We start from the raw sequence: 13,337 nt of genomic DNA, 5'->3' as shown, positions 1-13,337 counted from the left end.
ATAGGTATACTCTTTAAAAACATGCTTAAATTCTATTTCTTCCTCGAAAAAACCCTTTCCATGCTTTTATTAATCAACTGATTCCCAGCCAAAAAGACAGCAATGCAAATGATGACAGACCAAAGGCCCATACGGCTTAAATAAATATTTCCAATAAAAATAATGAACAGCAGCCATCCACATTTTAGAAACCAATAGAGGAAGTACATGAATTTCACCCTTTCGCTGATATCATTTATCTATTCTCTGGAAACAACTAAGAATTCAATCAACTTATCCTATTATAAACGACTGCTTTTTACCCTATAAAAATAACGCTCAAAGCAGAAAATGAGCGTTGTTATTTATAAGGATAGTCACTATTGGAGCTACTGTGGTCTTTCAATTTCAAAAATCTCCCCGATTTTCGCATAATTGTTACCTGCCAATCGGCTTACTGCAGCTAAGCCTTTAGGATCGATTCTCCCGCTTTGATAAAGGCTACTTTCTATATGAAATTGGACAATTCTACCGATGATAAAGTCACATCCCGGAGAATCTTCACCGCCTAATTCTAAAGCTTGCTCTAATGTGCACTCCATTCTAACTTTAGCTTCCTTAACACCCGGTGTAGAAATCTTATCGCTTTTTACAGGAGTTAATTGGGCTAAGTCAATCTCACTTTGATCGGGCGGGAGACTGGCGGCCGTTTTATTGATTAGTTCAACATTCTGTTCATCTACAATGTGCACAACAAATTCTTTAGTGCCGATAATATTTCTCGCTGTATCTTTTTGCTTCCCGCCAGAGCGTTGGATAGCTAAGGATATCATTGGAGGATTGGCTGAAACAATATTAAAATAACTAAATGGCGCACCGTTTAAAACACCCTCGTTTGAGATGGATGTCACGAAAGCAATCGGTCTCGGTATAATACTGCCGATTAGAAATTTATAATTTTCTCTTTCGGTATTTTGGGAAGGGTCTATCGTGATCATAATGAAATCCTCTCCTTGCTGAATGGGCTAGTGTACATCAAATGTAACTTATTAAAACAGTATTCCCAAATTTTATGCTTTTTGAAATTTAATTAATACAAAAAGCTGCCTAATGGCAGCTAGGTACTCCTATTCTTAACTTACACTACTTACTTTATTTCGGCCGCGATGTTTTGACTGGTATAACCCCTCATCAACCCGGGTTAATAACGAATCAATTGTGTCTTCCGGCAAAGATTCTGTAACGCCAAAGCTTGCCGTTAATTGTCCTACAATATGGAAATCATGCTGGGCAACCGTTTCTCGTAATAATTCTGCAAGATTAATAGCTCCCTTCCCTGTAACGGTAGGAATAATAATAAACTCCTCGCCGCCCCATCGTCCAAACAATTCTCTGACAACCAGTTTCTTTTGAATTAAATCAGCTATCTCAATTAAAATAGCATCTCCAACTTTATGGCCAAACTGATCATTAATCATTTTAAAATGATCAATATCGAAAAAAATTACGGAAAAACTTATATTCATCTCTTTAGAATCTTTTAGTTTTTGTTCAAACCAGCCGTCAATTTGATGACGGTTAGCAATCCCTGTTAAAGAATCTAAATAGGCATGCTTTTTAATCAGTTGTGCTTCCGCATATACTTTAAAGATATGCTGAGCATAATAAAGAACGATAACATACACAAAATTGGCGAAATAATACTGTAATAACGAATCAAGTGAGTCGGTTGAGAGTCTATCAAAATAAATAAGACCATCTACTAGTGTCAGAAGAAAAACCAGTATCGAGAAGGGAAGACCTTTTTTAACTCCTAATGTTAAATAAATAAATGCAAGATAAATAGGCATCCAAACAATAAAATCTCCTAAGGCTCCTCCACTTGGGAGCAAATAATGAGAGACTGTATCAAAAAAAGTAGCGATATGGTAAATCGTAATTAAAGCTAAACAAGAATACTCAGCAAACTTAACCCAACGCCTTTTGATTACTAAAACCCAGCAAATAAACAGCCAAATTGTCAGAGCGTTATTAATAATAAAACTCATTTTATTTTCAATAGGACTATTTTGCATGACAGTATTTAGTATTAGAGCGGTTACAATTAACGGCACAATCCAAAGATAGATCCCTCTTTTCAGATCGGCAAGTGAATCATACTGTTTTTTCATCAAATAATCATCTCCCTAACTAATCAATCATGATTAGTCCAGCCAAAGAGTTCTTATAAACGGATATCTGCTTGTCCTTATTCCTTAAATTTACAGTCTATATATCCTTATATTATATGAATTACCACAGTATTGGTATAGCATTTATCTCATTTATACAGGAGTATTTTGTCTAATTCATGATAATTTTTAATCCTTTATCTTTTCTAACTCGGTGTCACACTTTCCTGCTTTTAGATATTTTCAGTTTCCTCAGTCTATGTATAACAGCCGAATTTATAGCAGAATCTAAATTATATTTAATTGGAATTTTTAGGAGGTACTATGGAACTCAAACCAACAGCGGGAGAGATTTCGAATTTATGGCAGTTTATTATCGCCAATCAAGCCCACCTTTGTTTATTAGCCTATTGGGATTTTCACGCGAAAGACGAAGATTTAAAAAAAATCTTAGAGGAATCTAAAAAAATAGCCACGAAAATTGTGGATGATGGTCTTGCTTTATATACAAAAGCCGGGTTTACTCCGCCGATTGGGTTTAGTCTGAAGAGTGACGTTAGTCCAGAGGTCCCTCGGCTAATGTCTGATAAACTAATCCTTTTTATTCTCCATGTACTTTCCGAATATGGCATATATGGTTACGGGTTAACCTTGGGAAAAACAGATCATCCTGAGGTTTTGCCTTTTTTTGAAACATGTCTCAAAAATTCAACGGAGCTTTATCGGATGATTACGGAAACAGTTCATAAAAAGGGATATGGACATCAGCCTGTTTATATACCGGAACTTAAACAACCAGAAATGATTGAACATCATTCTTTTGTGTCAGGTTGGTGGGGTGACCAGCGACAGCTTACCGGGATTGAAATTGATAATCTTATTTTTAGCCTTCGCGGTGTAGTCCTTGCGAAAACAATGTTTATGATATTTTCACAAATTGCTAAGGATCCAAAAGTTAAAAAATATTGCCGGAGAGGCAAAAATATAGCTGGAAAAAGGGTAGAAAGATTTCAGTCGTTTAATACAGCGGAAAACCTTCCGTTTCAAGCTACGTATGAATCTGAGATAACACAATCGACGATTTCCCCTTTTTCCGACCGCCTGATTATGTTTGAGGCGCTTTCACTTGCCCAAATTGCCATCGCTCGATATGGAAATGCTTTAAGTTTTGTTGTCAGAAGAGATTTAAGCAGTTTATTTGGATTCCTAATTGTTGAAACTGGCACCTTTCTTGATGATGGATTGAACCTAATGATTGAATCTAAATGGCTGGAACAACCGCCAATGGCTGCCCGTAAAATTAAGTAAGGTGAAAGGCTGTATGCTTATCTTTTCGGACAAGCGTCCCTAATATGCTGTATTACTTATATTCCAACCTATAAAAAAGGCGTCCACACCAAAACTGGTGTTAGACGCCTTTTTTATCCTATATGTTTATTCGAAGACAATTGATTCAAGATTTGCTGATAGGCCGACGCTTCCTTTACTAAGCCTTTAGCTTGATACATTTTACTAATTTTCCGGACAGGCGAAGGATTCTGTGGCTGCAATTCCATCTCCCATGCGAAACAGTCAATTGCTTTGTCATATTGTTTAAATTCAGCATAATAGTCACCCAAATCCATCATCCGATCAGGATTTTCTTCTAAAGCGGTCATTTCCTTTATTTTTTGAATCACCTCTGATGTTGGGAATACAGTCTGAAACGATAGTAGCTTTTCCTCAACAGAAGGAAGATCGTACAAATCTAGCAGTTTAACCGTTAGTTGAAATAATTTCTCCTCCCATTGCAGAAGGGGATGATGATCAGGCAGATGATTCAATGCAAGAATCCATTCATTAATATGTGCTAGGACAAAATCTGGGTCAGATTTCTCCCAAATCTGTTCTAGCAGGTCATCATAAGCCGCTGGCAGGTCTTGAATAAATGGGAATAAGCAAGTAGCAGCTTTCTCCACCCTACCAGCCTGAAGCATTTTTTCTAGTGTGGGTTTTCCCTCAAGCAAGTACCTAAATGGATTAACCTGGACCTGACTTAAGAGGAGGAGCCAGTCTTCCATCGTGATAAATTGTAAGGCAATGTTTGTATATTTTTCTACGCTGCCGGCGTCCGGGAATTCTAACCACAGCAAAACCGCAGCTAAACCATCTTGTTTGTTTAGAAGGAATGCTCTTTCTTTTTGCTGGGAACGAAGTCTGAAACAGTGTATTTCTACAAATAACGGATCTTTTTCATAGAGAGTGGATAAATCGTTGGAATGATAAATTTGATGATACGGATGGAATTCATGTGAATCCATACGTTCCTTTGCAGATTTTAATGAAGGAGAGAAATCATATAAGAGTTGGATAACTTGAAAGGATTTTAAAAACTTGCCGTTTCTTCTAAAGTTAAAATAGATTTTATCTAAAACACTGATTACCTGTTCTTTTTCATAAAAGGCGTCAAGTGTTGTGGCAATAAAGGCAACTTCCTGAAGCGGGAAATGGAGTTGCAGATGGGAGAAAAGCTTACTCTTCGTAGGAATGGTAACGGATAATTGGGGAATTAGTGCTGCTAAAACTGGATGGGAAGAATCAAGAACGATTCCCTCGGTAAAGACCTTTTGAATAAATGTACCTTCTTCCAGATGGTCAAGCTTAGCTCCATAAACTATGGTGTTTTTATAATAAACTAAGTACCATTTTTCGTTATTCTCGCTTATAACCTCGAATACCTTACTTCTAGCAAAAACCGCCCCGCGAGCAAGCGTCCCTTTTACCGTTTGTTTTTTATCTTTAATCAAAATTTCACTACCCATTGCACTCGTCCCCTTCCTCACATGACAACTGGTTCTTACCTAAAGTATATCACAAGTTTGAAAAAGGGGTGCTGAAACGACCATCTGTAAAAAAGTAGTAATCACACTCATACAAAATTGCGATAAAGCAACTCTGCAGGTCCTAGATCTTATGCAACCTTTCTTTAACTTTTAAACATTGCTCGTAAAACTTCTCTGGTTCCTCGAAATTTAATAAATGGGCAGAGTGTTCAAACCAAATAAACTCTTTATGGGGACAGTCTATGTTGTTAAAATATTCGGAAGCTAATTCGGAAGGGGTTTGATAATCATGCTTGCCTGCAAAAATATAAACAGGTATCTCTACCTGAAGGGGATTCGTTAGAAAATCAATCTCCAGTATTTGAGGCCACATTGATTCTAATGAAAATCTCCCTGCCTTCATATAACGCATCCAGTCCTTAAGGGTATACTCATGAGCAAAAAACATATTGGAATAAATAAGATCAAAATCACTAACCCCGATGGCAGACCCGCCAAACTTCGTCAGCCATCTTCTTTGAGTTATAAGATAGTTCATATCGGAAGGGTTGTACACCAGACCATTTAATTGCCTGACTGCTTTTTCCTCATTTAACTCATCGGCTTTCTTCAATGTGTACTCGTAGGAAATCTTTTCTCCTCTTTTCATATTGGCAACCTGGCCGATGCCTATGTAACTATGAAGATAGTGCGGGTATTTTTGAATGATTAATGTCCCTAGTACTGTTCCCCAGGAATGGCCAACTAAGTACAGTCTCGATTGTTGAAACCTTAACAATAAATACTCGATTAACTCGACTGCATTTCGGACCATGATTTCCACGGTCAACTCTTCTTTGTTAATTTCTGGAGAAAAAGACAAACCTGCGCCTCTTTGGTCCCAATTCACCACAATAAAGTCCTTTTCCAAGTCTCTTTGAAATTTCGGAGCAAAGCCGATTTGAGCCGTTCCTGGTCCGCCATGTAAAAATAACATCAGCGGATTCTCTACATTTTCCCCTCTGATTAAAATAAATTGTTTATTCCCGCCAAGTACAACCTCTTCTAACGATGCAACCGGTTGGTATTTACTCTTAATTGGGGTAGTCCTTCTCCTAAACATCTACCATCACCTTCCATCTTTTGAACTATAATTCTTCCTATATTATACAATTTTAACCCACTTATGAAAATATCAAAAAAAGGGCCTACCTCGTTTTTGAAGTAAAGCCCACCTGAAATCTATATGGAATAATCCTCTGGAATAAACACTTTTAACTGCTTTGGTTTAATATATACTTCTTCCCCATTTTTAAGGTCAAGATTTCGAAAATATTCCTTCGTTAATTCGGCTTCTAAATAATCGCCAGTATCGTTTCGTATTAGTTCGACCTGGACAATTGCACCAATTTGATGAATATAATTGACTTTAGCAGCTGCATAATCCTGCCTATATTCCCGTTTGATACTGATATCATGCGGCCTCGCATACCCAACCGCTTCAGTATTAAGCGTCTCTGCAAATTCGGGAGCGTCCACTTCAAACTCCCCATGCTGCAATTTTCCATTATGCAAACGGCCTTTAAAGAGATTCACATTTCCTAAAAAGTGATAAACAAACGGACTATTCGGGTGTTCGTAGACTTCCTCCGGCGTGCCAATCTGTTCAATTTTACCCTCATTCATGACAACAATCCGATCGGCCACATCAAGGGCCTCTTCTTGATCATGCGTCACAAATATACTCGTAATCTGGTAATCATCATGAAGTCTTCTTAACCAGCGGCGGAGGTCTTTTCGGACCTTGGCATCCAAAGCGCCAAACGGTTCATCTAACAAAAGCACCTTAGGCTCAACGGCTAATGCCCGGGCAAGAGCGACACGCTGCCGTTGTCCGCCTGATAAATGGGACGGATAACGATTCGCAAAAGCTTCAAGTTTTACTAGTTTCAATAATTCAGTGACCTTTTCCTTTATTTCACTTTTTGAGGGTCTATTTTTACGCGGACGGACCTTTAAACCATACGCAATATTATCAAAAACGGTCATGTGGCGGAATAAGGCATAATGTTGAAAAACAAAGCCAACCTTGCGTTCTTTTGCACTCAATAAAGTAATATCTTCATCGCCGAACAGGATCACACCATCACTGGCATCTTCAAGTCCAGCAATAATTCTTAACAGCGAGGTTTTCCCAGAACCAGACGGTCCGAGGAGTGCAACCAGTTCCCCAGTTTGTATGTCTAGATTAATATGTTCGAGGGCTTGAAAGCTTCCGAACGATTTTGAGATGTTATTAATTTGAATGCTCATTTTATGCTTCCCCCTCTTCTGGTTTCATGGTCTTATTTGCTTTCCACTCAATGATATTTTTTACTACTAAAGTGATGATTGCGAACAGTGACATTAATGATGCGACAGCAAAGGCTGCTGAAAATTGATATTCATTATATAAAATTTCAATATGAAGCGGCATGGTATTCGTCATTCCACGAATATGTCCTGAAACAACCGATACCGCACCAAATTCTCCGATCGCACGGGCCGTGCAGAGAATCACTCCATATAATAAGCCCCATTTTATATTCGGAAGGGTTACCAGCCAAAACGTTTTCCAACCGCTTGCCCCAAGCGTCATCGAGGCCTCTTCATCGGCTGTCCCCTGTGTTTGCATTAATGGAATTAATTCTCGCGCTACGAAAGGCAGTGTGATTAGCAAGGTTGCCAGCACAATGCCGGGAACAGCAAAGATAATTTTTATATCATGCGCCTGCAGCCATGGACCAAATAATCCGTGACTGCTGAATAACAAAACAAACACCAGCCCTGCGATAACCGGTGAAATCGCAAACGGCAGGTCAATAATCGTAATCAGCAAACTTTTTCCTTTAAAATTAAACTTAGTTATCGCCCATGCTGCGGCAACTCCAAAAATGGCATTAAGTGGTACAGCAATCAAAGCAACCAGCATCGTTAATTTGATTGCCGCAATGGCGTCTGGATTGCTGATCGCCTCCAAAAATACAGAACTGCCTTTATCAAAGGCCTTTATAAAAATAGCAAGAAGTGGTAAAACCAGGAACAGCCCTAAAAAACCGACGGCTAATGTAATCAATAAATAACGAACCCAACGCGGTTCAGCTTCTTTATTGGAATTCTGTATCTGTGGATTTGAGTATGTTAATGGAACATGTCCGGACATTTTTTACACCTCATTATTAAATAAATTTTCGATTGGTCCACCATTGTAATAGGTTAATAACCAACAGCATGCAAAAGGAAAATACAAGCATGACAGCGGCAATCGCAGTTGCGCCCGCATAGTCATATTGTTCTAACTTTGTCATGATTAACAACGGGGTAATTTCTGTTTTCATCGGCATATTTCCTGCAATAAATACTACTGATCCATACTCACCCAGCGACCTGGCAAAAGCTAAGGCAAAGCCTGTCAGAGCAGCAGGGAACAGCTCCGGCATAACCACTTTCACAAAGGTTTGGAGCCGGTTTGCCCCTAAGCTTGCAGAGGCCTCCTCCACTTCCTTATCTACGTTCTGTAAAACGGGCTGTACCGTTCGAACAACAAAGGGTAAGCCAATAAACATTAAGGCTACTGTAATTCCGAGCGAAGTGAATGCCACTTTAAATCCTAAAAATTGGCCGACCCAGCCATTTTCCGTATACAAGGTCGTTAAAGCAATCCCAGCGATTGCGGTTGGCAATGCAAAGGGTAAGTCTACGAGCCCATCAATGATACGCTTACCTGGAAAGCGGTATCGAACTAGGACCCAAGCGATTAAAACTCCAAAAATAACATTGATCGCTGCCGCCATTAGAGAGGCACCGATGCTTAACTGATAGGACGCCACAACCCTTGGCTCCGAGATGGTATGCCAAATTTTTGACCAAGGAGCTTTCGCTGAGTTTATAAAAATCATCGATAAAGGTAAGATTACTAGAATACTAATATAGGTCATCGTAAACCCTAGCGATAATCCGAAACCCGGCAATACGCCTGTTCTCTTTTTAAAAAGACCCATGAGGTTGACCCCTTCCGATTTAGATACATAGGGAGCACGAATGCTCCCTATTATTCTTCTTATTTAGGTTGATAAATTTGGTCGAAGGTCCCGCCATCATTAAAATGTTTTTCCTGCGCCTTTTTCCAGCCGCCAAAATAATCATCAATCGTGACCATCTTAATTTGTGGGAAGACATCTGCATATTTCTTCAGAATTTCTTCGTTCCGTGGACGATAGTAATTCTTCGCGATAATTTCCTGTCCTTTATCGGAGTATAAATATTCCAGATAGGCCTTTGCTACTTCTTTTGTCCCCTTTTTATCTGCTACTTTATCAACGACAGCCACCGGCGGTTCCGCAAGAATGCTGAGTGACGGATTCACAACCTCAAACTTATCTTTTCCTAACTCATTTAAAGTGAGATACGCTTCATTCTCCCAGGCAATTAACACATCACCAATTCCGCGTTCGACAAACGTAGTCGTTGCACCGCGAGCTCCTGAATCTAATACCTCGACATTTTTGTATAATTGACTCATAAACTTCTTGGTTTTGGCTTCATCTCCGCCAAATTTCTCTTGTGCATACGCCCAAGCAGCTAAATAGTTCCATCTAGCGCCGCCAGACGTTTTTGGATTCGGAGTAATAACAGATACTCCTTTCTTCGTTAAGTCATCCCAATCCTTAATCCCTTTTGGATTCCCTTTTCTAACTAAGAAAACAATCGTTGAAGTATACGGTGTAGAATTATCCTTTAAATTCTTTTGCCAGTCCTTAGAAAGCAAACCATTGTTAGCAATCTCATCAATGTCATAGGCCAATGCCAGTGTTACCACATCTGCTTCAAGTCCATCAATAACCGCACGCCCTTGTTTACCAGAACCGCCATGTGATTGTTGAACGGTCACCTGCTGACCGGTTTTCTTTTCCCAGTATTGAGCAAATTCTTTATTGTACTGTTCATAAAGCTCTCTCGTAGGATCGTACGATACGTTTAATAACTGGACTGGATCTTTCTTTTTCGTCGTTTCTTGAGCGGCCGTTTTCTCTTTTTTCGTGGATGTTTCAGTACTAGATTTCTCGTTACTGCTGCATCCTGCTAAAATAAGTGCGATTAACGCAAATACCAGTGTAAATTTGCATAAATGCTTCTTCATCATGATTCCCCCTCTAATTAAAAAAAGCTGCCTAATTTTTATTCCTGCCTAAGAATCGATGTGCCTATCTTCAGGCATGCCGTAAGCATAGGTAAAATTAAGCAGCCTTCAGTCGTCTGATCGGCTTATCTTATACTCTTTGATTTTTTGCAGTAGAACGTCTTGATTCGAAACGAGTCTTTTCTGTTTTATCTATTTGCGTGATTGACCCATCGTGAATCGTGATTGTAACAGAACCATACTCAATATTTTTTAATGCCTCTAAAATGACTTTTGTTCTCTCTTGATCTATTGCTGCCATCAGACCCTCTCCCTTTAAATTTAATTCGCCAATATCACATCAGAATACTTGGTTTTATGAATAAAAAATTTTAATGTTCCATCTGATTGACTACAATGTGGACTGCACTTACTTATTGGATACGTCATTGGCTGATCTCTCCTCTCTTTAGACACAAAAAGGCCTATACTCTCGTCTGGGAGTATAAGCCTTTGGTTGACCAATCAGCTTAACCTTTTTTAATTTATTATTTGGGCTTTAATTATTTCCATTTTATTCTGACTTTTCCGAGGTGTCAAGTGGGTTTTAAGATAATTTTATTTAATTATTAAAATATTTTTACTAATATGATAGATTTTCTTTATTTAAGCTGAGGCGATAGGCCTTTACAACGATACCATCATTGGCAGGCTGAAAATCATGTTGTGGAATTCGCTCAAATCCCAGCCGTTCGTATAATCTCATTGCACCGGTCATAAATTCTCCGGTATGCAAACCGATAAACTGAAAGCCTTTGCCTTTTGCTCTGGCGATGCATTCAGAAATAAGCGCCGTTGCAATCCCTTTTCCTTGGGCCTCGGGGGCAACCGCGAGCATGCGAATTTCAGGATAATCTAGGTTCTCGACATTGCCTTCATAGGCATCTATTTTAGCAGGGTATAAAACCACACTGCCGACAATCTTTCCGTCTAATTCTGCCACGATTCGTACAATATCAGGATTGGTATCCGCATCGGATGAAATTGCTTGTTTCAATGCTCCCCAATGTCCTTCTGGAATGCTATGTTCATGTATTTCATAAGCATGAATCCGTTGTTCTCGAATCAGCGGTAATTCCTTTACTACAGCATCACGTATAATCATTAACTTTATACTCCTATTCTGCTTTCTCACATTTTATTAAAAATTTCTCAGGCTTATTACTTGAATTTTGACGATTATGCTGGGAAGTTAGTCCTGAAAGGTCAGGTACTTTCGGCAAAATATGAAAACTTTTTTGGTCATTACTAGCAATATGGTTCGATAGGTGGTAATGCCTATTAATCGCATCAAAATCAGTCGTATCACCAAAACCAGGAGTCTGATAAAGAACTCGTAAATATCCCTATAAATTCGGAAAGTCAACGATTCGATTACAGTTTGATCATTTAATTTTAGTAGTTCTAACTTTTATCAGTCAACACAAATATCTGACAATACCTACTATTTAAAAATTATTAATTTTACTCAAAAAAGCCCTTGCACGGCTGGCAAAAGCTTTTGAGCAGCTATAAAGAGGAACGCCGGTATTTATATTGTCTCCATTGATAATGGACAAAGCAGCCGATACAAAAGCCAAGAATGGCAACAAATGCGGCCACTGCAACTAGAATAGTAAAGATAAAGCCCAACACATTCCAGCCCGCTAAGAAGCTAATAAAACCTACAGCCAGACATGAAACAGCCAACTTCTGATTAAACTGTTGCTGCTCCCAATCTTCAGGAATGTACGCCTTAGGCTCTTTCTTTAAAAATAGTTTTGCAATCTGGATTAAATCCGAATAAAAGTCCGCTTAACCCAGCAAGAAGCGGTATTAATAAAAGCCACTCTATACCAGATATCCATGTGAGAACCACACTTAGAACGATGATCCATTGATTCGTTCTTACAAGTGGACGAGGTATTGATCGTATATCGTCGGTCATCAAAATACCCACCTTTCTTATTGGAATTATATGTTTTAATACAGTTTAACTTGAATTTATTTTTTTGTATAGTCAAACAGCTTTCCATTTTCCTAGATAACAAAAAAAGGTATGCACATTTATATGCAATACCTTCCTTGGTTAGTATGGTTTTAATATCATAAGAGCGATAATAATGATGAAAATGAAATTTTCTAAGTATTCACAGCGAAATAAAATTTTGGCTAAACGCCAGTACTCCTCAGGAATCTCCTCACCTTGATGGTTGGCCAATAATGCTTTTACAGGTTTTGACCTTGGGGATAAGACAAGCGGACCGATTGCAAGTGCCGCTAAAAATAAGACCAAACTGGTCACATACCATCCCATCCGAAACAAGCTGGGATTTAGAAAACCCATCGTTATCCCTGTAATCAGCAGCAATGTGCCGCCCGCCATCACAAAAATATGGAGCTTGTGTCGGATCCGATAAGAATGTCTTAATTCAGTCATCGTTTTTCCTGATTTAACGACTGTTGTTAAAATAAACCCTGGACCCATTCCGATGATTGCAGAAAAGATATGAATGAACACAACAATTTTGTAGAATGTAATCACTTGTAAACCTCCATCACCAGTTCCAATGTTCCCATTCTATCATATTTTCTAGTAAAGTCTGACCTGCAAAGTCTTTACGAACATCTGTTAAATAAGTGATGGACCGCTTCTTCCAATTCTTCGACTAAAGGAAAGGAGTTTTGGTATTTTAAACTTTCTACTATATGGGTATAGTACCATTCTTGTTTTTCCTTACCGGCATTAAATTTACTCCAAATTTCATTCCCTACTTGATTATAATCGTTCGTAATGGAACGTACGTTATGTAATTTATCTGCACAAGCGACTGCCCTGATATCACTTGGAGCATTTTTTAGGTATTCAATTGTATGTTTTTTTCGAAGATCCCACGTTAAAGATTTATCTGGTTCCGAACATCCACGAACAATTTCCGCAATCTTGAATCCGAATTCCTGTTCAATATCCTGCAATGAAAGGTCCGTGTCTTCTACCGTATCATGGAGGATACCAGCTGCAATCAGCGTTTCATCATATCCTGCCTTCATTAAAATCATACCAACTGCTACAGGATGCACAATATAGGGGATATCGCTTCCTTTTCGGCGTTGTTTAACATGGGCTTTTGCTGCAATTTGCAGCGCTTTTTCAATAACATCCATTTGAAGATGCCCTCCTTTTCGACA

13 protein-coding genes and 1 pseudogene are annotated in these 13,337 nt (G+C 38.8%); 1 reads left to right on the top strand and 13 read right to left on the bottom strand.

Annotated elements, in window-relative coordinates; genetic code table 11:
- Positions 1 to 368 precede the first annotated feature (368 nt).
- Together L1999_RS03880 and L1999_RS03875 are read right to left on the bottom strand one after the other, a co-directional pair.
- Positions 369 to 977: a flavin reductase family protein gene (locus tag L1999_RS03880; RefSeq protein ID WP_235742347.1), complete on the bottom strand. Its 609-nt coding sequence runs from the start codon at positions 975 to 977 to the stop codon at positions 369 to 371.
- Positions 978 to 1,112: 135 nt separating this feature from the next.
- Entirely contained in the window at positions 1,113 to 2,150 is a 1,038-nt protein-coding gene (locus L1999_RS03875) for a GGDEF domain-containing protein (RefSeq protein WP_235744240.1), read from the bottom strand.
- A 324-nt stretch (positions 2,151 to 2,474) separates the two neighbouring features.
- Between L1999_RS03875 and L1999_RS03870 the strand changes: the two genes are divergently transcribed.
- Positions 2,475 to 3,458 carry a DUF3231 family protein gene (locus L1999_RS03870; protein WP_235742345.1) on the top strand — a complete coding sequence of 328 codons (984 nt, stop codon included), beginning with the start codon at positions 2,475 to 2,477 and terminating at the stop codon, positions 3,456 to 3,458.
- 113 nt (positions 3,459 to 3,571) lie between these two features.
- Here the strand turns inward: L1999_RS03870 and L1999_RS03865 are convergent, their stop codons facing one another.
- The 11 genes and pseudogenes from L1999_RS03865 to L1999_RS03815 form a co-directional block, all read right to left on the bottom strand.
- Positions 3,572 to 4,951, bottom strand: a complete 1,380-nt coding sequence (locus L1999_RS03865; RefSeq protein ID WP_235742343.1) for a tetratricopeptide repeat protein — start codon at positions 4,949 to 4,951, stop codon at positions 3,572 to 3,574.
- A gap of 142 nt (positions 4,952 to 5,093) precedes the next feature.
- Entirely contained in the window at positions 5,094 to 6,074 is a 981-nt protein-coding gene (locus L1999_RS03860) for an alpha/beta fold hydrolase (RefSeq protein WP_235742341.1), read from the bottom strand.
- Positions 6,075 to 6,193: 119 nt separating this feature from the next.
- Complete coding sequence (locus tag L1999_RS03855) at positions 6,194 to 7,264, bottom strand: sulfate/molybdate ABC transporter ATP-binding protein (protein WP_215041375.1); 1,071 nt, start codon at positions 7,262 to 7,264, stop codon at positions 6,194 to 6,196.
- A gap of 1 nt (position 7,265) precedes the next feature.
- Positions 7,266 to 8,153, bottom strand: coding sequence for a sulfate ABC transporter permease subunit CysW (gene cysW / locus L1999_RS03850; protein ID WP_235742339.1), 888 nt, complete (start codon positions 8,151 to 8,153; stop codon positions 7,266 to 7,268).
- Between the two features lie 16 nt (positions 8,154 to 8,169).
- Complete coding sequence (cysT, locus tag L1999_RS03845; RefSeq protein ID WP_215041377.1) at positions 8,170 to 8,991, bottom strand: sulfate ABC transporter permease subunit CysT; 822 nt, start codon at positions 8,989 to 8,991, stop codon at positions 8,170 to 8,172.
- Positions 8,992 to 9,050: 59 nt separating this feature from the next.
- Positions 9,051 to 10,130, bottom strand: coding sequence for a sulfate ABC transporter substrate-binding protein (locus L1999_RS03840; protein WP_235744239.1), 1,080 nt, complete (start codon positions 10,128 to 10,130; stop codon positions 9,051 to 9,053).
- A 130-nt stretch (positions 10,131 to 10,260) separates the two neighbouring features.
- Complete coding sequence (locus L1999_RS03835) at positions 10,261 to 10,431, bottom strand: YezD family protein (RefSeq protein WP_215041379.1); 171 nt, start codon at positions 10,429 to 10,431, stop codon at positions 10,261 to 10,263.
- A gap of 321 nt (positions 10,432 to 10,752) precedes the next feature.
- Positions 10,753 to 11,274: a GNAT family N-acetyltransferase gene (locus L1999_RS03830; RefSeq protein ID WP_235742337.1), complete on the bottom strand. Its 522-nt coding sequence runs from the start codon at positions 11,272 to 11,274 to the stop codon at positions 10,753 to 10,755.
- 404 nt (positions 11,275 to 11,678) lie between these two features.
- A pseudogene (locus L1999_RS03825) lies at positions 11,679 to 12,096 on the bottom strand (DUF4395 domain-containing protein).
- A 141-nt stretch (positions 12,097 to 12,237) separates the two neighbouring features.
- Positions 12,238 to 12,693 (bottom strand): DUF2269 family protein, encoded by a 456-nt coding sequence (locus L1999_RS03820; RefSeq protein WP_235742335.1) that lies wholly within the window; start codon positions 12,691 to 12,693, stop codon positions 12,238 to 12,240.
- Between the two features lie 74 nt (positions 12,694 to 12,767).
- Entirely contained in the window at positions 12,768 to 13,313 is a 546-nt protein-coding gene (locus L1999_RS03815; protein WP_235742333.1) for an HD domain-containing protein, read from the bottom strand.
- Positions 13,314 to 13,337: the final 24 nt, after the last annotated feature.

The organism is Neobacillus drentensis, from assembly GCF_021560175.1.
GTDB lineage: Bacteria > Bacillota > Bacilli > Bacillales > Cytobacillaceae > Neobacillus > Neobacillus drentensis_A.
This window is presented reverse-complemented; position numbering and strand designations above follow the sequence as displayed.